Here is a 24,708-nt window from a genome sequence, read left to right as displayed (position 1 = left end):
GGTTAGACTGCCTTTTTAACGATAGCGTCAGTAAGGTGTAATTGTGTAGTTTGAGAATCTTTAAACCGCCTTTTAAGTTGCTCACATAAATTTGATAACTCATTCATCCTAACAACTATTTGGTCTTGTTCCGTAATAGGTGGTAGCGCTACGATCATGTTGGTCACATCTTCCCGAGATATTCCGGGTATAGCTATACCAACCCCTTTTGATTGAAAATAGTCATACTTAGAATCTAGAACTGCGAAGATAAATTCTCGAATGACACAAATTGATTGTATTGCCATCAATTGACGGCTTATTGCTAACGTTTGATTTACTTTATTTAACTTACCCAATCCTGCACCCTTACAAGTAATTAAAATATCCCCAACCTCTGCTAATGCTCGTTTTTCATTAGTGTACTTAGAGAACGAGGGATGAACAGGTCCAAATTCTGCTGGTCCAGTAATATATGGGTTTCCATTTTCCAAAGGCACTTCACTATATTCTTTTGGCTTTAAGTGCTGCCCTGAAATTAGGTTCATCAAGCTCCCCAAACGACACCACTCCCATCCTATCGGTAGTTCAAACGGCTTTTCATCGTCAGATATCGCTGACAGTGCTTTCTGCTTTTTGATTTTCTTGTCTTTGATTAACTGGGCTTTTTCTTCTGCGATGCGCTCAAGTAGCTTTGCAGCAGGTTCATCGGTTGGGTCTTGTGGGACAAGTTTACCCATTACTGCCAGTTGCAGGATGGTTTGTTTTAGCTGGTCAATGCTGGCTTCGGTGGTGAACAAAGTATCAAAGTGCTCACTGATTCGTGCCCAGTTTTGCATTAGCTCGTCAGCATCGACTGAGTTAATTAACGTATCCAATAACGTGGTGACTAACACTTGGTGCGCTTCAATACTGGCTTCGGTTTGTTGCTCTAGTTGCTCACAAAGTGTCATGAGTTCATCGACTTTGGCAACGATGCGCTTTTGTTGTTCGAATGGTGGCATTATAAATAACAAATGCTTTAAAGCTGTTGCGTTTACGTTAGGTTGCCCTGTTCCCGCAGAACGCTCAATCAGTTGCTTCCAGTACAACTGGCTTCCTAAAAATACCTTAGTAAATGGTGCATAGACTGCTCGAATTCTTTTTACACGAATCAAATATGATGCAAAGACGGCTTGTAAGTCAATATTCTCAACAAGATACGACTTACCAATAGTTCCACCAGTCCTAGCAATTAAAATATCATCATTTTCCAGTAAGTAAGATTTAGCTTTTTCATCAGTAATATCACAAGCTGGAACAGTCCTCCAATTAACCTTATCATTCTGAATATCAGTAATTCTAAGAAGTCTAACCCCTTCCGAGTCGGGCTTCGCTGAAGCTGTATACCCGTAATGAATATCACTGCTTAAATTACCAAGCCTTGTCCATTCCCAACCTTTCGGCACACTATATGGAGCTTCTTGTTCAGTAACTTCGGGAAGAGTTTTTTGTTTCTTAATCTTCTTCTCTTTCACCAACTCCGCTTTTTCTTCCGCAATTCGTTCAAGTAGAACAGAAGCAGGTTCATCAGTTGGGTCTTGAGGCACTAGCTTACCACGAACCGCCAATTCCAAAATCAGCTCACGCAGCTTCTTCACACCATAAAGCTCACGCTTTTTGCTACTTCCACGACCTGACGCTGACTTAGTTTTAACCGTTGAAGTCCAAATATCGATATTGTCTGTAATCAACTGATTCACAGAGGCTTGTTCTACGCTCATGATTACCCCTTACCAACTGAAGATTTAAGCGCAGTGCCTAGAATGTCTTTCAACTGATCACGAAGTTGCGAGATCTCTTGCTGCTGCTGTTGGTAGCTATCTAGTAATTCATTAGGATCAAGCTTCACCACTTCTTCTTGATATGGGTTTTTAATATCAAGGTTAAAGTTGCGCTCGATGATCTCAGCAATAGATACTTTCCATGCTTGCTTGTTCTCTACACGGCTTGCAAAGTCGTCATCTTCATTACCCCACCAATCAATTTCTTGTTGGAACTCTTCAAACTTCATTGGTTTGGTTTTGCTGTAGTTCTTCACGCCTTCAGGGTAAGGATGCTCATAAAACCATACGTCTTTAGTTGGTTTGCCTTTAGTGAAAAACAGAATGTTCGTTTTAATACCTGTATAAGGGTTAAATACCCCATTGGGTAAACGCACTATGGTGTGCAAGTTACACTCTTCTGTCAGCATCTTCTTGATTTTGGTTTTTACGCCTTCACCAAACAAAGTGCCGTCTGGCAGTACTACACCTGCACGGCCGCCACTCTTGGTATCAGAGCCTTCATCCAACACTTCAACAATCAGTTGTAAAAATAGGTCGGCAGTTTCACGGGTTTGCATCTCCGCAGGGAAGTTCTTTTCAATACCATCTTCTTCTGTGCCACCAAACGGCGGGTTAGTCGCAATCACATTGATGTTCCTGTCCCAACTAGAAAGGGGCTTGTTTAGGGTGTTGCCATGCTTAATTTGTACTGGTACTTCAATGCCGTGCAACATCATGTTGGTGATACACAATAAATGCGGTAATTGCTTTTTCTCTACGCCGTGGATCTGCGTTTGTAGCAATTGGTGATCAGAGGCAGTTTTCACGTAATGCTCTTTAACGTGATCAAAAGCACATGCGAGGAAGCCGCCCGTTCCCGTTGCAGGGTCCATTATGGACTCGCCTAATTGCGGATCTAGGCGATCAACAATAAATTTGGTGACTGAACGCGGCGTATAAAATTCGCCCGAATTACCTGCGCTTTGCAGATCTTTTAAAATTTGCTCATAAATATCACCAAACAGATGACGCTCGGTAGAATCTGTAAAGTCGATTTCATTGAGCTTGTTGATGACCTGACGTAACAACGTTCCGTTTTTCATGTAGTTAAACGCATCACTAAAGGCATTTTTCACTACAAAACCACGCGGATTTAGATCTTTGGGGGCTGATAGATGCTTTAATGTGGGAAATAAATCATCGTTAACAAACCCTAGTAAATCGTCTCCTGTCATCCCTTCAGCATCAGCAGCCCAATTACGCCATAGATATTCGGTAGGGATTGGCTCACGATAATCATCAAGCTCTAATTCTAGCTCTTCTTCTTGGGCATCGAATACTTTTAGGAATAGCAGCCAAGACATTTGACCAAGGCGCTGTGCGTCGCCGTCAACACCTGCATCTTTGCGCATAATGTCTTGAATAGATTTGATAACTGAACTGACTGACATGATTTTTCTACTTTGAGAACACTGAAAATTGTCGCGGATTATAACTCAAAACCGCCGCAATATTCAGTGGTACATGTCTATTTAAAAATTAAGAAGGTAACCCTATTGATGACGAATGACATCCTGGTACAGCGGGTAAGGTCGCGATTAACGCATCAACTTCTTTCATCCAACAAGAGCTTGGGCCTATCTGCTCAATCAAAAACCACATGGCTCGAATCACACCGTATAGGCGGGTCAGTGTATTGTGGTTATCTCTAATGTCATCGAATGTTTCATCTGAAGGCAAAGGGAGTTGTTTTGAAGATTGTTGATTCCAAATTCGTGTGTGGTGAGCACATCGGTTACGAAGAATATTCATCCCCATCAGCCAAGCTTGAAGAACCGCTGTTTCTGTTTTGTCGGTTATGCCCAAACGAGCACAAATACGCTGACGGTATTTGTCTTTAAGCATGCCATAATACTTAGACATTGTGCCAAAGTCCCATGCTTCTATAACCACCCAGAAAGGCATTTCTTTATGGTTGCTTCTGTGCCAAATAATGCAATCTTCATGGCTTCGAGCAATCAATTTACGGTGTTTGTCCTGCCACTCATCCCACGAACTTACTTTTTGGCCGCGACGTCTTTTTAAAAATTTACCGTTAATGTAGTCTGAGTCCGTCCATGCTAATGGATCTGGAATATCTTCACCTGTACCCGCTTCTTTTCTTTTGCCACGTCCAAGTTCATGGGCAATCACACTGCGAACGAACACTTCAATGCGCTCAAGCCCATCCAACATGGCAATACGAAGTTTTTTATCAAGCAGATAAAGGTTAAACACATCATCAAAATGGGTGTTTGGCAAAAATTCATCCAACCGCTTAGGACGCTTTAAGTGAGGACATTCAATAGCTATGCCCTTCACATCTCGTTCAATCGCTCTTGCTGGATACCAAAAACCACTGAGACGGTAATAGCCTACCTGAGCCAGCTTACGTTTGGCTCGACTCTGATCATCAATGCTCATTCCTCGCTTAAGCAAAGTCTCAACAAGCTCTTCGTAATGTTTAAACTCTTTGGATGGAATAAGAGCCATTGCAATCCTTTATTTACTTTGCTCCAAAAACGAGAACGCCCAGACTTGATTTCAAAGTTATCTCGTAAGATAACTTCAAAAACAGGGGACTGGGCACTATTGCGGTGAAGTATTATAGAAAATGATTTAATAGTCAAATAAGCACCGAACCTTAAAACTACCTAATACGACCGAATTTCCCCGTAAACAAACAATATGTAGTTATGGATAAGGTGTGTGCCACCACATATTGTATATGTTTATTTTTTCATATTTGTGCGCTGTTACGCTGATTGGTAGATAGCTGCTTCTAATTCATTAACCGCTTCTAAGTACTGTGATTTACCGCCAAATCCTTTCTTAATGATTTCCAGCGGTCTACCCATTTCATCAAATGGCTTTACTTTGAGTACATGAATATTCTCAATTTCAGAAACACCTTCATCGGCATACTTATCCAGCAGGTTATGTAGTACTTGCTGAGCTGTTTCCCCATACTTGGTGAAATAATTTCGTTTTTTAACGCTTTCAGCCCGCTCTTTACGAGTTAGTGGTGGTTGATCATAAACAACATGACAAATCATATCGAATGGGTCCAACTCTTTGCCCACTTCATCCTCAAGTGCTTCCCACAATATCCCCTCTTGGGCAAGCTCTTCTATGATTACGTCTTTTCGATCTGCTTCATTCCAACGCTTTACAAACTCATCCATTGAGGTGAACTGCTTTGCCATTGTTTTACGGGTGTAATCTTTAAATGATTCCGTGACCAATTTACCATCAGAGTCATAATACTGAACTCGTTCCGCGAGTGCTTTTACTGAGACACCGTTGACATGAAACTTACGAACTTTATTTTCGTCATTCCAGTCGTCAGCGTTTGCTCCCTTACCATCCGCTGAGCCGCTAGTTGCTGAGTCATGGTTATAAGGAGCTTCTGGTTCTTGAACTGTATCAGGATCTATATCCTCGCCGTCAAACGGACTGTCAGGATCCGCACTATCAATCCCGTTAATAATGTCGATTATATGATCGTCATTCTCGAAATCTTCAGGGGTTGCAACTTTGACTCGTTCTGGCGTTCCATCAAAACGCTCATCAGCAAACAGCTCAGTTGCTTTTTTAAAATCTAGAATGGTAAACCATAGCTTGCCGTAACGATCATCAATACGGGTGCCCCTACCAATGATTTGCTTAAACTTAGTCATAGATTGGATACCCTGATCCAACACTACTAACTTACATGTTTTAGCATCAACACCTGTGGTCATTAACTCTGAGGTAGTTGCTATTACAGGGTACGCTTTCTTGGGGTTAATGAAGTTATCAAGCTGAGCTTTGCCTATTTCATCATCGCCAGTGATCTTCATTACGTATTTTTCGTTTTTCTTAACCTGCTCTGGGTTTAAGTTGACTAATGCCCGACGCATGCGTTCGGCATGATCGATGTCATTACAAAATACGATGGTTTTAGCCATTGGATCAGTACGTTTTAGATAATTGGTAATCGTTTGTGCCACTAAGTTTGTGCGCTCATCAATTACCATAGTTCGATCAAAGTCTTTCTGGTTATAGATTCGGTCTTCTATTACTTCCCCGTTCTTATCTACCTGCCCTTTGGTTGGTCGCCAGCCTTGCACATCGACGTCAATATCGACGCGCACAACCTTGTATGGGGCTAAGAAACCATCCTCTATGCCTTCTTTGAGTGAGTAGGTATATACCGGGTCGCCAAAGTATTCGATATTCGAGACTTCATCTGTTTCTTTTGGGGTAGCCGTTAAACCAACCTGCGTTGCAGAGCTAAAGTATTCTAAGATCTCGCGCCATGCACTGTCTTCTGACGCACTGCCTCGGTGACATTCATCAATGATGATAAGATCAAAAAAGTCCGGTGCTACTTGTTTGTACGCCTTTTGGTATTCTTCAGGGCCTGTTAACGCCTGATACAGAGCAAGGTGAACCTCATAAGCAGGGTCGACATTACGCCCCGTTATCTTAGTCATTGCCGTACCAAAGGGTTGAAAATCATTGGTTTTGGTCTGATCGACCAGAATATTTCTATCCGCTAAAAATAAAATGCGTTTCTTTGCTTTAGCTTTCCATAGTCGCCAAATAATTTGAAAAGCAGTGTAGGTTTTACCAGTACCCGTTGCCATAACCAACAAAATACGGTCTTGTCCAGCAGCGACGGCTTCTACGGTTTTATTAATAGCTTGGAGTTGGTAATAACGTGGAGACTTTCCACTACCATCATCGTGATAATCCTGTGTAATTACAGGTAAGTGCTCAGCTTTGTAACCTTTCCAGATACAGTATTTGTCCCAAAGCTGTTGAGGTGTAGGAAAATCTTCTAAACGAATTTCACTTTCAAGTTGATTAGGGTTGGTTTTGTCATGAAAAACAAAACCATCACCATTAGAAGCAAAGATAAATGGCACTTCCAATAGGCTCGCATAATCTAAGCCTTGTTGCATGCCTTTACCTATTTCATGCTTATTGGCTTTTGCTTCGATAACGGCAAGCGGCATACTTGGCTTGTGATAAAGAACAATGTCTGCGGATTTGACCTTCTTACGAGCTGCTGCTTGACCACGCACAATAACCTTTCCGTCACGAAGTTTTACTTCCTGACGAATCTGAGTCATATCATCCCATCCAGACCCTTTAATGGCAGGGAGTATGAACTTGGTGATGATGTCAGTTTCAGATAATTTAGCTTTGTTAATGCTTGTGACCATTGAGAAACACTTTATCTAGGTATTTGACTGATTATTATACCTAAATTATTAAAAATTTCTGTATATGCCTAACATGATCATGAACTCAACATATCACTTCGCAAGGCTAATGACGTTAGCTTATGGATTCGACGAATATCAAGGTCAGGTTGGAATTTAATATTTATCATGGATAGAAAAGAGGCAGATCATAGAGTTAGCAACATCTACTCGCTCTATGATGGACAAAAATGAGGATCTAATCGCTACCTTATTCGCAAGCACCTTTAACCCAATCGTAAAAAGGTTGTAACTCTTCAATCTTGTTTCTAAGGTGGCTTTCAATATTTTCAGTCAACTTCAATGGAGACCATATTGTTAAATGAGGCGAAACTTCCATTAAACGAATTTGTTCCCCATTCCGAGGAGGGTTTTCAAGGGTGACTATTTGCTTTGTTCTGCCTTGAAAGTTGTTCTTTTCATTCAAACATTCTAAAGCTTCCCGAAGCGTTTCTTCCCATTTTCCTTCGTCTAATGCAGAGCACATAAATTCCTGTCCCCCTAAGTATTTTTCAACGATATTAGGTCTTGATGTGACTTGCCATGCATCTCTAGAAAACCTAACAAATACACTGCTGGGATTTTCTACCTTGTCTATTATTTCGAAGATTCTATGCTTATTTAGTTCCGTTAAGATAAACTTTGATATCGGCCAGTCTTTATATTTGAGACCTTCTAGGTTGACACCAAGAGCAGCGACACCAGTATCTGCTGATACCGACAAGTTCCACTGAACTCCTTGATGACCGTCACTTATACCAAAATATGGCTTGTTTAATTGTCCAAACGGTCTTCCCTTAACATTCAGCAAAGAATTAAATAGCTGTAAGAGCTCAGCATATTCAAAGTCAGCACACTTGAACGATCTTTTCTTATGCTTTTTTCTACCCGTTTTTTCTTTACTCAATGGCTTGACTTCTTCAAGTGTTAGTCGTTTAATTTCACTTTGTTTGTCAAATATTGAGAGTAATGCTGTATTTGCATCTTCAGCACTTAAGTTAAAAAACTCTCTCTTTTTTTGACGTAACGGAGCCAATTTAGTATGAACAAGGGACTCTAATTTTCTACAGTCATCTACGGCAATATAGTGTGCTACTGACCAAATAAAATCTCCCGTGGAACTGCAATTAATTTCATCACAACGTTCATACGGAGTTCTCGTCGTCATTCCAATTTTGCATACCGGTAATTCAATATCCGCTACCTCAAGGATATAAACATATCCAATATTCTTTTCTTGAAACTCTTTCATCTAACCGTATTTATCAAAAGTACATTCAAGTAAATTACCATACACCTCTGCGTATTCGCATCTTAGGTTTAATGAAAATAACATTCCAAGCTTGGTTTAGAACATAAGGGCCTAGTTACATCACCACCTTCAACACCAAAATCTCTACCACGTCCCACCCCAGATAATGATAGAATTCCCACATTAGAATGACCGTTCAACTAGGTATTATCAACAATGTTTATCCATCGCGTTAACGACATCGACTGGCTGGTGATTACAGCTTTTGAAGAACTGAAAACTCTATTTATCGAAGATGCAGGCACAATCCCCTCTTGCTTCTCTACCACCAGTGAGTTGAGCTTGATTGATCAAGCTAAGCGCCGTTATGGGTATTTACCTGCACTTAACGGCGTAATCACTGATACGGGTACTTTTCAAAGTCGAAATAATGAAGAAGATTTGAACCCACAGCTTGCCTGCTTGGTTGAGGGGCGTGGTCGGGTGTTTATTTATCACGGTGGCTTTGTGGCTTTTGTGGATGATGAGCAAACCTTTATTACTCGATTGGATTGAAGATGATTCTGTAAATTGAAATGTGCGCATTAAATGAGGTTGTATCCTTACAGCCAATCTAACCGGATTTTGTTTCTAAATGAGGTTTTATTTTAAACCATGTGATTACTGAGGACACAAAACACACCTACACACGTATCAATCTAAACCATTGTTTTACAAGAAACTTTCCAACAATCTGACGCGTCATTTATCTGCAGTAAATCTATATTTTCAGTTTTACGCTTTCCATATATGCAAATATAGACATAGACTTAGCCCCATATAACCGATTGCGTAACATCTTGTAGAGGGGAAATGATTATGTATAAGTGTCTATTGCTAGCCGCAGTATCGCTTGGACTTACCGCTTGTGATGGAGGAACGGATTCTAACATTAAGGCTCCAACGCTCAAGCCCGGTGAAATAAAAGCAATAAACGCACTAGCCAGTGGCGTAAACCGAGATTACGACTGGAAAGCAACTTCTAGTAGTGAGAACAAGGCTGACGCTGATGATATTGTGTCTGCTGTTAAATTCAGTATGGATAAACCATTCAACATTGATCGCGTTGAAGCCGACTTCACTACAGAAACGCATAAGATTTTCACGTATGAGTGGCACACATTTGAACCAATCGGCGACGATAAATACTCAAAAGAGGATGAAACCCATACACTAGAGGTTGGTATCCCCGGTTTAGCGACCGCACAAGGCAAGCTTAAAGATTTGCTAAGTAAAGAAAACCTATCTCAAGAAGATCAAATTAGAAAAGCCGTATACAAGAATTTTGCACTACCTATGGCACTAGGAGCGAATGAATTTGGTGCATACAGAAGCTTCAACAAATTAACCAGTGAACCTATACCTGATAACAACGGCCAGCCCCTTTGTTCGCCTCTCCCTAGTGGAGATTTAGGCATGTCATGCACTATACCGGCGCAGCTTAGCGTGTTTAATGAGAAAACGACGATAACGCTCGAACAACAAACAGGCGAAGAAGGTAAGCCTTTTTATTACAAAACCAATAGCGGTGATGTATACGAAGCCTATAAATTTATACAGATTATTGAAGTACATGGTACTGACTCAGATGAGATGTTCTCTGCTGATGTACTGATCCATCCCGGCATCGGTATCATTTCTATGGAGCTACCCGTCATTAAAGACAGTAATGACAATGGAATACAAACCACCCAAACGAAATGGGAATGGTTTAACGATAATCCAAACGTTCTCGAGCAAGACATGTACTAAACGAAGGGCAGCCACGCATGGCTGCCCTTTTGCTATCTCACTTATTTCGGCTAAAAGAAGTCGATAGATTCACATCCCGTCTGTAACAACATCCTCTTGCAGAGTTTCTCTGTCGCCTGTGCAATGTCTTCTTCTCAAGCAATGTCTTCTTCTCAATAGTGCAGAAATAATGGTGGCAGGTATTGCGTTTTGCATAAAATAGACCTTTAAATGCAAAATGAAAGACCTGACCCCGTGGACACAAAATGAAAGACCTGACCCCAAGGACTGACTCACAAAATGCTAGTTGTGTTCATAGTAAGAAAAATTGCAATTAAAAGGTCGCTTGAGCAATTTATTCACTAAACTTAACTATATGAAAAACATACCAATACTCTATTCTTTACAACATTGCCCCTATGCTATGAGAGCAAGAACAGCGCTTATCAAAGCCCGGCAAAAGGTGTTCATCCGAGCAATTAAACTCGATAACAAGCCACAGGAAATGCTAATCGCTTCCCCTAAAGGGAGTGTGCCTGTGTTGGTTTTACAACAAGAAGAGACAAACCACCCCCTCATCTTAGAGGAGAGCCTAGATATTATGCTCTGGGCGTTGCAACAAGATGATCCCGATGACCTATTACATCAAGAAGACCCGCAGGCATTACCTTTGATGCTCTCTTTCATTGCCGATTTTGAACACAATTTTATCCCTTTATTGGAGTCGTACAGCTGCGCTAAACGCTACCACGACGACAGTCTGAATGAATGCCGCCAAGCGTGTGAACACTATTTGCATTCTCTTGAGGAAAGGCTCAGCAAGCACACTTATTTGTTCTCAGACAACGAAAGTCTAGTGGATATTGCATTATTCCCTTTCATACGTAAATTCGCCAAAGTTGAAAAGTCTCATTTCCGTCAAAGCCCCCATCCTAAGCTGCGAAATTGGCTAAATGGCTATCTGCAAGGCGCACTCTTTTCTAAGGTTATGAAACAACATGAACTTTGGATAGGGTGTCGAAAAGACAGTTATTTATAGTGAAATGTCGCCATATAGAGTCGAAATGACATCAAGATGGTCTTTGCGCTGTTTAAAGGGTTAAGCTCAAGCGAGAACTAATCACTCAATATAAAGGAACAGGGTTGAATTGACGCAGTTAAACCTTTCTCTATTGCGGTAATCTAATCGCGTGATTCGAAAGCAGTCGATTCTGACGGTTGCGGTAGAAAAAGCCTGATTTTGCATCAAGAATTAAACAAGGTTCGAAAATTGCAGTTATTTGTTAACGACAACGGCATTGAAAAAAAGAGATAAAATAATTTAAATGCGATCGAGGAATACGAAATATTTGGTAAGGAAATTTTTAAGTATGAAGAACTTAGAATAAAACTAGGCAGAATTGGGTGGGGGCCAGCCCGATCAACATTGAGAAAGAATAACCTATTTAAAAACAAGAGCTTGCGCTGTTTGTATTTTATTACCACTCATAAATTGAGTACCATTACCCCGTACTTTTTATAATAGATTATTTTATGAAGAGAGACATCCCACTTGAGTGGTTTTAGATGAAATATATCGAGTTAATCGCACTTTTTATCTTGAATCGGCGATAACCTAGACATAGTAGGTAGTAGCCTCCCCCACTAAGGCCACTACCATGAATTTTATTTTTAACAGAAGAACAAGGTAACGAATGTTACCATGTAGCCTCACCCCACTTACTTTGACCAAAAATAAAACCATTTAAATGAGTATTCAATTTAGGGGCATTCTTATTTTTTTGATGCACAGATGGTGTGAACTTATCTCGCTTAACAATTTTGGACTTATCCACTGATTCCGTTTTTTCTACTTGTCTCTTGGGGTTATTTGACGAGATTGAGTGGGAAACAGGTTTATCTAACAAACTAGCTTCTGATGTGTCTGTGTGGTTTGCTTCTGAGTTAGAAGAACTTGAATCACCGCCTCCACATCCAAAAAGAATAGTACTTAAAAGTAGTAACCATAAAGTTCTCATTCTTCTTCCTCTATACTATCTATAGTGAAGTTTTCAAGCATAGTTGTAATACTTTTTCTAGTTGGAAGCGCTAAGTTAGAATCATTTTCACTTGTTTTCCATGACATACTATTGCCAATCATTATATAGCATTTAGGATACTTTGGTGAAACTTGGATCGCTATATATATATAACTAGGATAGCCATTTCCGAGACTAAGCCCGCGCATTAAAGGAATACCAACCGCTGCATAATAGGCTGTTTCTTTATTTACATCAGCACCATCAACTTCAACATTTAGCTCACCTAAACTCCAACCTAATACATCGTATCTAACTTGCCAGGTACGACTGGCATAATTCCTATCATCACGTAGAATCGGATATGTAAATTTGAATTTCACAAGGCCATGCCGCCATGTATTACACTGCCCGTAAGTATGATACATTTCTAAATTAGACGGCGGATTGGCATCATGATGAAGCAAGGTTTTCGAGTTTTTATTAACCTGCTCCTTTACAAGAAGCGCTGAATACTTACCCTCAACATCAGCAAGTTTACTTTTAAGCTGATTAATTTGAGTCGTATTTTCATTGTTATTTTGCTGTAAAGCATCAAAGTTATCATTAACTTGCTCTGCTGTTGCTACATCACCTTCATGAAATATATGAGGCACAGATGCAAATGCCAAACATGGTATAAGTGATAGAAATATAAGTTTATTCATCATGCTTATCGTTAATAGCTTACATATAAAACCTGTAGTGTAACCATTATTAAAAAACAGTGATAAGCTAAATTTAAGATTTCATTATCCTTATGCATACCACCCCCATGCTACGATCTTAATATACCTATTCTGATATAGGCATATTTTATATCTGCATGCTATTTACAGATGTTCTTTTCATTACAAATAATTAATTGAATCAATGATGCGAAAAATACTATTTATAATGGGGCTAATATTGCCTTTTTCAGCCTTAGCGTCTGTTCCGTATGTATTTCATGACGGCGATGTAGCCTCTGCGAGTGATATGAATGATAACTTTCAAGCACTTGAAACACAAAATCAACAGAGCCAGAAAAAGATCACCGATTTAGAAACTAAAAATAAACAGTTAAATGATGAGTTAACTCAACTAAAACAGCAGTATTCATTAAAAAATGAAGGGCCTAAAAGTACACTACAGTGTTCTATACGTAAGAATAGTTTGGGTGGTAGCAAACCTGTAAATCAAATGGATATGGGGTGCTATGATTTACTTACAACAGATGTATATGTATCAACATCAGGGGATAATTTACCATCATCAATATTGAATGATGGTTATCACATAATAGATTTATCAATAGTACGTTTAGCTAGTTATGTAGACTACATTTACATTTTTGAAAAATAAAGCCCATCGATATAATTCATTCACTCTGTTTTCGGAGCTGGCACGACACCATATTCGTGGATTTATAGTCGACTGTGTCGGCTCTTCGACTTTAGTGGAAAAACATCGAGTTAATCGCATTTTTGATCTTGAGTAAGATAATCTGCACATAATTATTTTTAATTGGATATTTCACTCCATAAACGCTTTGGCGCGCAACCTCATCTGATAACCTTATCTAGCCCAACTAATAAAGGACTATTTATGATTACAGAGAAATACTTAATGATTTGGTTTCAGGGTCGAGCCATTTTCATCAGCTCACAAGAGACTCACTATCATAGTGATGCCCTCGTTTTCGACACTATTAATGAAGCTGAAATTCATCAAGCTTTTCTTTCTTCGGATTGCTTTCGTAACGGGTTTTATATGTCCTGTTATGAGCACTTTTGTTATCTAGAAAGTGAGGAAGACCATTTCCCTGTCTTGGTCTTAGATAGAGAAATGTACCAAAAAGCACTCATCAACTGGTTAACAAATACCATTGCAATATATCGTGATACTCATGTTGATTTAGGGAAGGTGGAGTACATTTCTCATTGGTACCGATATGACACGTTAGACTTCAGTATTGACCAGTTACAACTGATTCCCCACGACTCGCAACACTATGTGATACACAGTAGAAATAGCCTGTATGAACCCGTATTGGTTGCTCGCTTTAATGTTAATGAGAGTTGCGCCAATAGACTTCTGCGTCTCATTAATCTTTAGAACAAGCAGTAACGAATAAAGCCCCTACAATCTGTGGGCGAACGACTAAAAATTGACGAACCCAACAGAACGACTGTATATTTATACAGTCGTTTGCTATTTATTCTTGGTGTCGTTAATGAACATTCTGCCTCTTTCCCCCTCTAGTATTTCTTGCTCTCTAACCTCATGGGAATCACCAGCAGCAGAATATGTGCAGCTAGGAATATCACTAGACGCTATCTTAGTTAACAACCCTAATGCCACCTATCTCGCTTATGCGAACGGTGATTCAATGGAGCAAATTGGCATATACAACGGTGATTTATTGGTTATCGATAGAAAGCCTCAAGCGCAGCATCTCGACACGGTGATAGTCAGTTTTAATGGTGCTTTTATGTGTAAAATTATTGATGTTAAGAATCGTCTGCTTTTGTCTGCAAACCCCAATCATGCGCCTGTTGAGATTCACCCTGAAGATGCCTTTGCCATAGAAGGGATCGTCATACGTTCAATTCGATTACATAAACCCTTACCTGAGTTTATGTAATGTTTGCCTTAATTGATTGCAACGCTATGTATGTCGCTTGTGAGCAAGTATTTCGGCCAGATTTACGTCAGCAACCCTGCATCGTATTATCAAATAATGATGGAGCAATTGTTGCCGCTAATCGACTAGCAAAAGAAGCCGGAATCAAAAAATTTCAGCCCTTCTTTAAACAAAAATCACTGATAAAACAGAAGAATATTCACGTTTTTTCGTCCAATTATGCCCTGTATGCTGATTTGTCAGCCAAGATGATGGCCACTGTCACGGCCTTCTCACCAAGGAGCCATATTTACAGCATTGATGAGTGCTTTCTGGACATCAGCCATTTATCTCAAATGGAACCAGACTTAATTAAATTTGGTCAGAAAGTTCGGCAAACAGCATGGAAAGAGTGCCGCTTACCGGTTTGTTTCGGGGCTGGAGATACTTTAACACTGGCCAAAATGGCAAACAGAGCGGCAAAAGTTCAACGAGATTTGAACGGTGTTTGTATCATCGACTCTGAAATAAAGCGTCAAACTTATCTGGCAACCCAACCCATTTCAGAAGTATGGGGGATTGGCAGACGATTAACGCATAAAATGAACTGGATGGGCATAACAACAGCCTTAGATTTAGCCAACCTCTCCCCTGAGCAAGCAAGACGGTCTTTTAATGTAGAGGTAGAAAGAACTGTTCGTGAACTCAATGGTCTGTCATGTAAGATGTGGGATGATTGTCGAGCCGATAAACAGCAAATTTTCAGTACGCGAAGCGTGGGTAGTCGAATAACAGCGATTGAAGTGCTCAAGCAAGCATTGGCTTTTCATGCTGCAACGGTCGCAAGAAAAGCCCGTCAGCAAAACAGCTCGTGTTCAGTGTTAATGGTGTTTGCTAATACCTCGCCTTTTGACGATGTACCGCAAAGCTTTAAATGTACCTATCAATTCGAATTTCCTACTAATGATACTTCTCGAATCACACAGGCCGTCACCTTACTAGCAACTCGTTTATTTAGGCCCGGTGTTCAATACTACAAAATTGGCGTTGGTTTAGTGGATTTAGTCTCAGATAATCAACGCCAAGGTGATTTGTTTGCTGAGCCTGAAAACCCTGCATTGATGAAGACATTGGATAACCTCAATCTTCAATTTGGCCGTGAATCAGTATTTTTAGCCGCCCAAGGAACGACTCATGAATTTAAAATGAAGCAAAATTTCTTGTCGCCACAATACACAACTAAAATAAAAGATCTCCCAAAGGTCCTTTGTTAAACACGATTTCATCAAGCCCTAACTCTTTAGCTAAATAAGCATGATGTGCTCGGTCATGAGCAATAGGGATTTTTATTGGTGATAACGCATCAATAGTGCTTTGCTAGAACTGACAGGCAAAATGTTTACGCTCACCATGAGATAAATAATTTGGGTTGATGCGCCTATGCTCTCGCCAAGCTCGGTATTGAAAGGATTTAAAACTCATCGAAGCAGGGATTAGATTGTAGCGATAACCTAGTACCACCAAAAAGTAAGAATTAGATCACGCTAATTTAGATGACCAACGCAAGTGTATAATGAACAATTAAATTAGATAACTCTAAATTTGCTCAATATATTCGCAGAGGTCATTCACTTGTATAGATTATTAATGTTGTCATTGTTCGGTATCTCGCTTTTTGGCTGTGATAACTCTAGCGATACACCACCTAAAGTAACGATAAAACCAAGTGAATCTATGGCTAACTTAACTTCAGCCAAAGAAATTCTGCCTATGGCTAACTTAACACCAGCCAAAGAAACTCTACCTATGGCTAACGTAACACCAGCCAAAGAAACTCTACCTATGGCTAACTTAACACCAGCCAAAGAAACTCTACCTATGGCTAACTTAACACCTGCCAAAGAAACCCTGCCTATGGCTAACTTAACACCTGCCAAAGAAACCCTGCCTATGGCTAACTTAACACCTGCCAAAGAAACCCTGCCTATGGCTAACTTAACACCTGCCAAAGAAACTCTACCTATAGTTAACTTGATACCAGCCAAAGAAACCCTGCCAATGACAGAGTTAACTAAATCAAGCAAAACCGGTTTCCCTACTGCCGACTATCGAATACCCGATCAAGTTCAAGAAATCTATACTGCAAAAGGCCAATTTGTTGTTTTAAAACATAATGGTTCCGTTGAATCTTGGAGCACGTATGGAGATCATAGCACCATGTATTCGTATGCTGATAGCGGTATTATTGCTGTGTATCCAGTAGGCAATGCCTTGGTTATGTTAACTAAAACTGGCGATGTTTACTCTCGCGGTGGTGGAGATATTGCAAGCCCATGTTTTAGCGAATACGCAGGGTTATCTGGGAATGATAGAACCGTAGCTATTCGAGTGAAAGATGCCGTACAGATTTCAACTAAGGCCAATTATGTAGTGGTATTAAAAAAGGATGGCAGGGCAAGGATTTGGGGGGAAGAATGGGGTTGTGATGCTACCTATACTTCAAATAATGTTCTTTCTATCGATATAGGTGAAAGTGGAATTACAGGTCTTAGTAAGGATCATTCTTTGACCATTTTTTCCAGAAGTGCTTATTACAGTTTGCAAAACCCACATGTCCCTAATGTTAATAATGTCGTTGCATCCGTAGGTGGAGGTATAGCATTTTTAAAAAGTGATGGTTCAGTTGTGAAGGCAACTTTTAAATCACAATCTCCACCCACCTTTCATACAATAATAGCCAAAAATGCCGTTGCAATTTACTCCCACGACTATCAACGCGCTAATAATAGCGCAGCAATCGCTGTTCTTAAAAAAGATGGCTCTGTGGTTACCTTTGGGGAACCCTCTGAAGGGGGCGACAGTTCTGCTGTTTCGGGGAGCTTAAAATCCGATATAATTTCCGTTTATCATACAAAAACAGCTTTTGCTGCTTTAAAAAAAGATGGTTCAGTAGTTACATGGGGCGCAAAGAGCGCAGGTGGCGATAGTGATACCGTATCAATGGACATCAGCAGTGGTGTAATTTCAATATTTTCAACAGATTACGCTTTTGCTGCTTTAAAAAATGATGGCTCAGTGATTACTTGGGGGGGCATTAATTATGGTGGTGATAGCTCTAAGGTATCACTTGCTTTGTCTTCCGGAGTCAGGGCTATATATTCTACTAAAGCGGCCTTTGCGGCATTAAAACAAGATGGCACGGTTATTACATGGGGAGATAGTAGAAGTGGAGAGAATAGTAATTCGGTGAAACTGAATCATATTATTTCCATTACACCAATGTCACGAAGTTCATCACAAGATGGGTTTGCTGCTCTAAAAAATAATGGTGAAGTCGTTACATGGGGAACAAACTTGTATGGTAAACCATATTTTTCTCCAACCTTTGCAACTTATGTTCCTAATCCAAATAAAGACACTGATGGCGATGGACTAACAGATGAATTTGAGCTCGCATCTTGTGATTATTCAATATTAGGTAATAAAACACCATGCTTAGATCCTGGTAAATGGGATACTGATGGCGATGGCGTTTCAGATTCAAAAGAACTTGCACTTGGGCAAAATCCCTTAAGTCGTGATAGTAATTTACTAAATCAATCTGGTAACTTAAATCAATCTAATCCTGATGGTTATGATGGCATTCAAGATATTGACCAAGATAATCGACCTGATGGATGGCGACTATAGTTAACATCATTATGCTCCAAGGCTGCCCTATTTACTTGGAGCCCTTTGATATATCACTATTGAATTTTAGATACTTTTTAATGACTTATTAATAAAAAGCCCCTCAACATTGAGGGGCTACTTAATACAGATTGCTCTGTTTCTACACATCACCTTATTGAGATTTCTCATCCATTAACCTTAATTTACTGAGCGTCAGCTTCATCGTTCTCATCCAGACCGTCATGTAAATCTTCTAGGTCTTCTTTGATGATTGAAATCACATCGACCAGAGTATCGACCGCTTGTTGCAAGTCTTCCTCTAGTTGAATGAGATTATTGGAAATGTTTATTTTAAACATAATTTGTACCTCGTTAATTAATAAATAGAGCTGAAAAAACCTATCATCGTTAGCATGAGGCGCTCTCCTCCTCACCTTTAATAGGACATTGACCTTAATCCCAATAATGGGTCACACTATTTTTTTGGTGCTACTCTGTCTCTCACCTCTTTATTCAATCTTCTTTGGTGGTGGCACTCGCACTTTTGTGTTCGCCATTTCAAAAAAGTATTGAAGGATACGGAATTTCTCCTGCCTAACAACCGCGGTCTCATTCTCAGTACGGCGCCAATAACCAATAATGTGTTTTCGGCCGACTCGTAAAATGTCTTCAGCGACACTCCCTTCGTGCTCAAAAATATCTTCAAAGATATTAATTAAACGTTGGACCTGTTTTTTTCTGTACTCAATACCAGGCTTTTTGTATGAGCTCATCACGCCATTAATCCTTCTCAGACTATGTGGATTCATTTTTTTAACTCCAGTTGTTTAACTTTACTGTGTAGGTAGTAAGTCAGATTTAAGAGAAAGAAAAATGGGTCCATTTTCTTTTTTGAAGTGACACCCTCATCCTATATATGCGGCGGTGATGGTGATGCGATGGTGCCCAAGCAACTTTGACAGAGCCATTCGAACCTCATTGTCTAATGCTCTGGCTTCCGGAACAGATAGTCCTAACTCATTCGCTAAATAAGCATGATGTGCTCGGCCATGAGCAATAGGGATTTTTATTGGTGGTAACGCATCAATAGTGCTTTGGTAGAACTGGCAGGCAAAATGTTTACGCTCACCATGAGATAAATAATTTGGGTTGATGCGCTTATGCTCTCGCCAAGATCGGTATTGAAAGGATTTAAAACTCATCGAAGCAGGGACTAAGTTGTCGTGCCCCGTCTGAGATTGCAGTTCACACCCTCGTACCAATGCTTCCTTTTGCGATTCTGATAAACTAGGGACTTCTCTGGCTTGACCTCCCTTCGTTCCGCGCTTTACGGTGATGTAACCTTTTTCAATGCACTCTTTAAACGCTTTTTGACAATCAAGCAGTGCGGCCTCCCTCATCCTTAAGCCAAAACTGCGTTGTAAGCTAGCCATTACTGAGACTGGTACACTGCCTTTTGTCACGATTTGATGGTGTACATCATCAGAAATGGCCCCGTCTTGGGTGGCAATCCCAGATTTAGGTGGATAGTCCAATTCTTTCGTAGCAAGCACTTTAAGCTTCTCATCCCCTCTAGCTTGTTTTAAGCACACATTAATGTGGCTGAGATAGTCCCGAGCAGTACTGGACGTCAAATCTTGCTGCGCTTCAAATCGTTCTCTTAAGTACTCACCAAACATCTGAACATGAGATTTATCAATATGATTAAGACGTTTAACGGCTGTGTGCTGTTTAAGAAACAGAGCGAACTCTCGACAGGCGGGAAGCCTCGCTAAATGTGTGTTGTTCTTAAGCCCGCCCACTTGCTCAAGTGAAGCATTAATGAGCGCTTTATCTATCTGGCGAGACCTCAGCCCAAAATTAGGCTTCGTGAAATCTCTCAGTCCACACGATTGGTGGCCTTTGTACTTTTGTTTTTTCATATCATGACTCCCAAGGTTTCCCTTAGTTAGTCACTCAATTCACCCACACAGATTCAGTTAGTTTTTTATGCTGGATGATGACTCTACATAGCGTTTACATGCGCGAAAGACTTTCACTTTCGTATCGATAAATGATTACGCCTTTTTTAATCATGATATGTTGCTCCAGTAGGAGCCTATGGGCTTATTGCATCCTCATATCAAGTTGGGGTGACAGCTCCCTTCTAACTTAAGGGCGGAGGGCGTGTTGCATCCTCTGTCAAACAAGTAGCGTTGTTGGCATCAACGGGCGGCTTATTGCATCCTCTACTTGTGTGCTATGTAATGTGAAGCGTTGAGACTACCTGGTGGGCATTAGGGTAATAACGCCAAGCTTTACGCTGCTTATTACCGTGCCAAGTACTAAAACATCTCGCAACTTCCGAAAACTTCCTGACGTATCTTGTTGAAGTGCCCACTCACAAAGGGCTCGCAGTGATAATTGGGCTTCGTCTAATTTCTTTCGAAATTAGACGAAGCGGCAATCCGTGCGCTATTAAGCGTGACATCATGGTGTCCCTCAGGACTCATGTGTGGCTTGTCTTCATTCAATCTACGTATCACTCATGGAGCGCAATGGCTCACTGCTATTATCCATGAATACTCCTAAATCATCGGTCGATGCTGTGCCTATTGGCAATCTCTAAGCGCTTTTGCGCTGACATACTCTATATGCCAAGTTCCCAATAAAAATTAATGGGTTATGTTTTTTCTTCGCACACGAAAAACGCCACAACCTAAGAAAGGTTGTGGCGTTTTAACGTAACGTCTGCCAAAGCAGACAAAGTGACACGTACCATCATGAAAGCTCATGAACATGCAAAAAGGATGGTCCTACGGGGTTAAGCATTGTGAGTGATCCTCGTATATGCCCCCTCCGCATGTGATTGTAGTAGGGCAAGAAATCGTATGGGATTATGATGTTGTGCTTTTTAATTGCTTGGGAAATTTGTAAATACTTAGACTTAGTCCGTAGAGGATACATAGCTCCCATTTGAAGTTGAATAAGCACACAAAAGGCAAGATTTTAACCTCTTGCCTATCTTCAATTTAAGCGGCATACCAACCATCAGCAAGTACTTCTGCTTGTTCTAACACAAGCTTAATTGCGTCCTCTGCAGCATCTGGTGGGTATTTCCAACGACGTAATAAACGACGAACCAGATTGCGCATTCGTGCACGGACACTTTCTCTTTTTTGCCAATCGACCGTAGCCGATTTGCGAAGTTGTTGAGTAAGCTCGATAGCCAATTTACGCAAGTTATCATCACCAAGTTCTCGTACTGAGGCTTCGTTTTCAACCAAAGCTCGATAAAATGCTATTTCATCTACTGATAAATTTAGCTTATCAAGTAATTCGGCATCCTCTTGCATCTCTTTTGCCCACTGAATCAGCTCTTCGATAACCTGCGCTGTTTCAATGCTACGGTTATGATATTTTTGCAGCGTTGCCATAATGCGTTCGGAGTATTTCTTCTCCTGCACAACATCATTTTTCATACGGGCTTTAACCTCATCACGCAGTAATTTCTCTAATAACTCTACCGCTAGATTTTTTTCCTTCATGCTCTTTACATCTTCTAAGAACTCTTCAGAAAGAAGGCCAATATTGGGTTTATCAAGACCGACCATTGTAAATATGTCATCAACACCATCAGCAATCACAGCATTATCGAGAATCTGTTTAAGTGCAGTATTACGCTCTTCATCAGTGCGCTTTTTATCAACTGTCGAGTGCTTAATAAAAGCTGTTTTTATCGCAGAATAAAAAGCAATCTCGTTCTTATATCCCTTAGTTTCATCCATGGTATTACATAATGAATAAGCTTTCGTTAATGCCGCCATCACATCAAGGAAGCGACGTTTACCATCTCGAACCTCTTTACCAGAGTTATCTTGATGCGACAAACCAGATAAATGATTTACCGCTCCTGGGAGTAAACGTAGTGCATCACTTTCAAAATCAGGTCTGTAATTGAAAGCTTCTCCATCAACTTGCGTAGCAAACATTCCTCTAATGATATCGATTTTTTCCATCAAAACGGAAAATGCTTCAGCAGTATCAATAGTTGGTTGCCCTTTACCTTGGCTGTTGGTATAAGTTTTAAGTGCACTTTTTAACTCACTAGCGATACCAATATAATCAACAACCAAGCCGCCCGGTTTGTCTTTGAATACGCGGTTTACACGAGCAATTGCCTGCATCAGGTTATGCCCTTTCATCGGCTTATCGATATACATAGTATGGCAACAAGGGGCATCAAAGCCGGTTAACCACATATCACGCACAATCACTAATTGAAGTTCATCATTAGTATCTTTAAAACGCTTTTCAAATAGCTTTTTGGTTTTTTTATCGTGGATATGAGGCTGCATCTTCTCTTTATCAGATGCACTGCCTGTCATCACGATTTTGATAGCACCTTTCTCTGGATCATCGTTATGCCACTCAGGTTTAATCGTGACAATCGCATTATAGAGATCCACGCAAATCTCACGACTCATCGCCACAACCATTGCCTTGCCCGGAAATGTAGCAGTACGAGTCGTAAAGTGATGAACCAGATCCTTTGACACTTGCTGAATGCGAGGTTCTGCACCTACCAACTTCTCTAGTGCCGCCCACTGTGACTTGATCTTTTCACGATTTTCCGTCTCTTCATCTTCACCAATTTCATCTTCAACCTCATCGTTGAGTATCTCGATTTTATCTTGGTTGATATCAAGTTTAGCAAGTCTAGACTCATAATAGATAGGAACCGTAGCACCATCATCAACGGCATCTTGAATATCATAAATAGAGACATACTCACCAAATACACCACGCGTGTCTTTGTCATCCATTGCAATTGGCGTTCCAGTGAAGCCAATAAAGGAGGCATTCGGTAATGCGTCATGCATATACTTGGAATATCCAAAAACGTATTTATGGGCTTTTACCACTCCATTTTCGTCTTTAACTTCAACCAGTTTTGACTTATTACCGTATTGACTTCGATGGGCCTCATCAGAAACCACGACAATATTAGCGCGCTTAGATAAAACTGGATGCTCAGTCTCATCAGCTAACAAAGCAAATTTTTGTATGGTCGTGAATATAATGCCACCCGACTGACGGTTAAGCAGTAATTCACGAAGTGCATCACGATCATCAGCTTGCTGCGGGAGCTGTTTAAGTGTTTCTTGTGCCATACCAAATGTATTATAAAGCTGACCATCGAGATCATTTCGATCTGTTACGACCACAATTGTCGGGTTGTTCATCGTCGGTTGCTGAAGCAACTTACTGGCATAGCAGACCATTGAGATACTTTTACCACTGCCCTGCGTATGCCAAACAACCCCAGCCTTACCACTTCCAGGTTTGATCTTATCTAACCCTTTTGTGGCTTGAACTTGATATTTAGCTACGTTATCAGCCACCAAGGGGAAATCTGTATCAACTTGCTTGGCTTTTACCGTAGCCTCCACTGCCGCTCGCACAGCATGAAATTGATGATATCCAGCAATTTTCTTGATAATTTTGTCATTATCTTTTTCAAACAAAATAAAATAACGGATATAGTCCAACAGCAATTCAGGCTTAAAGAAGCCCCTTACCATAGTCTCTAGTTGAAAATTAAGTAACGGTTTATCATCTTCACCCGACACCGTCTTCCACGGTAAAAAACGCTCTTTACTCGCAGTCAATGAACCAACGCGAGCTGTCCAGCCATCACTGACAATTAAAGCCTCGTTAAACACAAATAACGCAGCGATTTCATCTTTATAGGTTTGCAGTTGGTTATAAGCATTCCAAATATCAGCATGCTCATCCGCTGGGTTTTTAAGTTCGACAACAGAAATTGGAAGACCATTAATGAATACCACGATGTCCGGACGTCGATTACCCTTAGAGCCTGTAATCGTAAACTGATTGACGACCAAAAATTCATTGTTACTTGAGTGGGTGAAATCCATCAAACGAGCATGGGTGTGCTTTGATGTTGGCTGGCCGTCTTCAATAACGGTATATTCGACAGGTACACCTTCGATAAGAAGCTTGTGGAAGGCACTGTTGTTTTTGATAAGCATTGGAGTCTCAGGCGTGCTTACGGTGTTCACTATCTGATTGAGAGTATCTTCTGATAATTCAGGATTTAGGATCTCTAACTGATTAAGTAAACGTTTTTTAAGCACAACCTGATGGTAGTCATCACGCTCAGGTGTATCGCCATCTGGTGCGATGTCATAGCCATTTTTGTAGAGATAACCTTGGTCGATAAACCAATCAAGGCACTGTTGTTCTAGTTGGTCTTCTGTAATTTTCATCCAAT

The 24,708-nt window shown here is 40.4% G+C and carries 19 protein-coding genes; 8 read left to right on the top strand and 11 right to left on the bottom strand.

Annotated elements, in window-relative coordinates:
• Positions 1–2 precede the first annotated feature (2 nt).
• The 5 genes from QV280_RS04535 to QV280_RS04515 form a co-directional block, all read right to left on the bottom strand.
• A complete protein-coding gene (locus tag QV280_RS04535) occupies positions 3–1,742 on the bottom strand; it encodes a restriction endonuclease subunit S (protein ID WP_152821903.1) in 1,740 nt (579 codons plus the stop codon).
• Between the two features lie 2 nt (positions 1,743–1,744).
• Positions 1,745–3,235 (bottom strand): N-6 DNA methylase, encoded by a 1,491-nt coding sequence (locus QV280_RS04530; protein WP_152821901.1) that lies wholly within the window; start codon positions 3,233–3,235, stop codon positions 1,745–1,747.
• Between the two features lie 88 nt (positions 3,236–3,323).
• Complete coding sequence (locus QV280_RS04525) at positions 3,324–4,316, bottom strand: Abi family protein (protein ID WP_152821899.1); 993 nt, start codon at positions 4,314–4,316, stop codon at positions 3,324–3,326.
• Positions 4,317–4,579: 263 nt separating this feature from the next.
• Positions 4,580–7,036: an EcoAI/FtnUII family type I restriction enzme subunit R gene (gene hsdR, locus QV280_RS04520; RefSeq protein ID WP_152821897.1), complete on the bottom strand. Its 2,457-nt coding sequence runs from the start codon at positions 7,034–7,036 to the stop codon at positions 4,580–4,582.
• Positions 7,037–7,286: 250 nt separating this feature from the next.
• Positions 7,287–8,327: a GIY-YIG nuclease family protein gene (locus QV280_RS04515; RefSeq protein WP_152821895.1), complete on the bottom strand. Its 1,041-nt coding sequence runs from the start codon at positions 8,325–8,327 to the stop codon at positions 7,287–7,289.
• Between the two features lie 216 nt (positions 8,328–8,543).
• On the opposite strand from QV280_RS04515, the gene QV280_RS04510 reads away from it, so the two are divergent.
• The 3 genes from QV280_RS04510 (at position 8,544) to QV280_RS04500 (ending at position 11,136) form a co-directional block, all read left to right on the top strand.
• Positions 8,544–8,882 (top strand): hypothetical protein, encoded by a 339-nt coding sequence (locus tag QV280_RS04510; protein ID WP_023404844.1) that lies wholly within the window; start codon positions 8,544–8,546, stop codon positions 8,880–8,882.
• A gap of 303 nt (positions 8,883–9,185) precedes the next feature.
• A complete protein-coding gene (locus QV280_RS04505) occupies positions 9,186–10,118 on the top strand; it encodes a hypothetical protein (RefSeq protein WP_152821893.1) in 933 nt (310 codons plus the stop codon).
• Positions 10,119–10,473: 355 nt separating this feature from the next.
• A complete protein-coding gene (locus tag QV280_RS04500; RefSeq protein ID WP_152822014.1) occupies positions 10,474–11,136 on the top strand; it encodes a glutathione S-transferase in 663 nt (220 codons plus the stop codon).
• A gap of 658 nt (positions 11,137–11,794) precedes the next feature.
• On the opposite strand, the gene QV280_RS04495 is transcribed toward QV280_RS04500, so the two are convergent.
• Complete coding sequence (locus QV280_RS04495; RefSeq protein WP_152821891.1) at positions 11,795–12,115, bottom strand: hypothetical protein; 321 nt, start codon at positions 12,113–12,115, stop codon at positions 11,795–11,797.
• Positions 12,112–12,825 (bottom strand): hypothetical protein, encoded by a 714-nt coding sequence (locus tag QV280_RS04490; RefSeq protein ID WP_152821889.1) that lies wholly within the window; start codon positions 12,823–12,825, stop codon positions 12,112–12,114. Before QV280_RS04490 ends, QV280_RS04495 begins: the two co-directional genes overlap by 4 nt.
• A 238-nt stretch (positions 12,826–13,063) precedes the next feature.
• Here QV280_RS04490 and QV280_RS04485 point away from each other — a divergent pair, with 238 nt between their 5' ends.
• From QV280_RS04485 to QV280_RS04465, 5 genes are all read left to right on the top strand, one after another.
• Entirely contained in the window at positions 13,064–13,498 is a 435-nt protein-coding gene (locus QV280_RS04485) for a hypothetical protein (protein ID WP_152821887.1), read from the top strand.
• Positions 13,499–13,762: 264 nt separating this feature from the next.
• Positions 13,763–14,251, top strand: a complete 489-nt coding sequence (locus tag QV280_RS04480; RefSeq protein ID WP_152821885.1) for a hypothetical protein — start codon at positions 13,763–13,765, stop codon at positions 14,249–14,251.
• Positions 14,252–14,369: 118 nt separating this feature from the next.
• Positions 14,370–14,780: a LexA family protein gene (locus tag QV280_RS04475; protein ID WP_152821883.1), complete on the top strand. Its 411-nt coding sequence runs from the start codon at positions 14,370–14,372 to the stop codon at positions 14,778–14,780.
• Entirely contained in the window at positions 14,780–16,033 is a 1,254-nt protein-coding gene (locus QV280_RS04470; RefSeq protein WP_152821881.1) for a Y-family DNA polymerase, read from the top strand. The genes QV280_RS04475 and QV280_RS04470 overlap by 1 nt, the downstream gene beginning before the upstream one ends.
• Positions 16,034–16,493: 460 nt before the next feature.
• On the top strand, positions 16,494–18,449 hold the full coding sequence (locus QV280_RS04465) for a hypothetical protein (protein WP_152821879.1): 1,956 nt from the start codon (positions 16,494–16,496) through the stop codon (positions 18,447–18,449).
• Between the two features lie 185 nt (positions 18,450–18,634).
• On the opposite strand, the gene QV280_RS04460 is transcribed toward QV280_RS04465, so the two are convergent.
• From QV280_RS04460 to QV280_RS04445, 4 genes are all read right to left on the bottom strand, one after another.
• Entirely contained in the window at positions 18,635–18,790 is a 156-nt protein-coding gene (locus tag QV280_RS04460) for a hypothetical protein (protein ID WP_172972834.1), read from the bottom strand.
• 150 nt (positions 18,791–18,940) lie between these two features.
• Positions 18,941–19,240: a hypothetical protein gene (locus QV280_RS04455; protein ID WP_152821877.1), complete on the bottom strand. Its 300-nt coding sequence runs from the start codon at positions 19,238–19,240 to the stop codon at positions 18,941–18,943.
• Positions 19,241–19,336: 96 nt separating this feature from the next.
• A complete protein-coding gene (locus QV280_RS04450; protein WP_152821875.1) occupies positions 19,337–20,353 on the bottom strand; it encodes an integrase domain-containing protein in 1,017 nt (338 codons plus the stop codon).
• Between the two features lie 1,089 nt (positions 20,354–21,442).
• On the bottom strand, positions 21,443–24,703 hold the full coding sequence (locus QV280_RS04445) for a type I restriction endonuclease subunit R (RefSeq protein WP_152821873.1): 3,261 nt from the start codon (positions 24,701–24,703) through the stop codon (positions 21,443–21,445).
• Positions 24,704–24,708: the final 5 nt, after the last annotated feature.

The sequence above is a fragment of the Vibrio sp. B1Z05 genome, assembly GCF_052955985.1.
Note: the sequence above shows the minus strand (reverse complement) of the source record. Positions and strands in the feature narration are given on the sequence as shown.

Bases quoted from the DNA above. Each gene is read 5' to 3' on its own strand.
- QV280_RS04535 (WP_152821903.1), bottom strand. From the start codon at position 1,742: ATGAGCGTAGAACAAGCCTCTGTGAATCAGTTGATTACAGACAATATC.
- QV280_RS04530 (WP_152821901.1), bottom strand. From the start codon at position 3,235: ATGTCAGTCAGTTCAGTTATCAAATCTATTCAAGACATTATGCGCAAA.
- QV280_RS04525 (WP_152821899.1), bottom strand. From the start codon at position 4,316: ATGGCTCTTATTCCATCCAAAGAGTTTAAACATTACGAAGAGCTTGTT.
- hsdR (WP_152821897.1), bottom strand. From the start codon at position 7,036: ATGGTCACAAGCATTAACAAAGCTAAATTATCTGAAACTGACATCATC.
- QV280_RS04515 (WP_152821895.1), bottom strand. From the start codon at position 8,327: ATGAAAGAGTTTCAAGAAAAGAATATTGGATATGTTTATATCCTTGAG.
- QV280_RS04510 (WP_023404844.1), top strand. From the start codon at position 8,544: ATGTTTATCCATCGCGTTAACGACATCGACTGGCTGGTGATTACAGCT.
- QV280_RS04505 (WP_152821893.1), top strand. From the start codon at position 9,186: ATGTATAAGTGTCTATTGCTAGCCGCAGTATCGCTTGGACTTACCGCT.
- QV280_RS04500 (WP_152822014.1), top strand. From the start codon at position 10,474: ATGAAAAACATACCAATACTCTATTCTTTACAACATTGCCCCTATGCT.
- QV280_RS04495 (WP_152821891.1), bottom strand. From the start codon at position 12,115: ATGAGAACTTTATGGTTACTACTTTTAAGTACTATTCTTTTTGGATGT.
- QV280_RS04490 (WP_152821889.1), bottom strand. From the start codon at position 12,825: ATGATGAATAAACTTATATTTCTATCACTTATACCATGTTTGGCATTT.
- QV280_RS04480 (WP_152821885.1), top strand. From the start codon at position 13,763: ATGATTTGGTTTCAGGGTCGAGCCATTTTCATCAGCTCACAAGAGACT.
- QV280_RS04475 (WP_152821883.1), top strand. From the start codon at position 14,370: ATGAACATTCTGCCTCTTTCCCCCTCTAGTATTTCTTGCTCTCTAACC.
- QV280_RS04470 (WP_152821881.1), top strand. From the start codon at position 14,780: ATGTTTGCCTTAATTGATTGCAACGCTATGTATGTCGCTTGTGAGCAA.
- QV280_RS04465 (WP_152821879.1), top strand. From the start codon at position 16,494: ATGGCTAACTTAACTTCAGCCAAAGAAATTCTGCCTATGGCTAACTTA.
- QV280_RS04460 (WP_172972834.1), bottom strand. From the start codon at position 18,790: ATGTTTAAAATAAACATTTCCAATAATCTCATTCAACTAGAGGAAGAC.
- QV280_RS04455 (WP_152821877.1), bottom strand. From the start codon at position 19,240: ATGAATCCACATAGTCTGAGAAGGATTAATGGCGTGATGAGCTCATAC.
- QV280_RS04450 (WP_152821875.1), bottom strand. From the start codon at position 20,353: ATGAAAAAACAAAAGTACAAAGGCCACCAATCGTGTGGACTGAGAGAT.
- QV280_RS04445 (WP_152821873.1), bottom strand. From the start codon at position 24,703: ATGAAAATTACAGAAGACCAACTAGAACAACAGTGCCTTGATTGGTTT.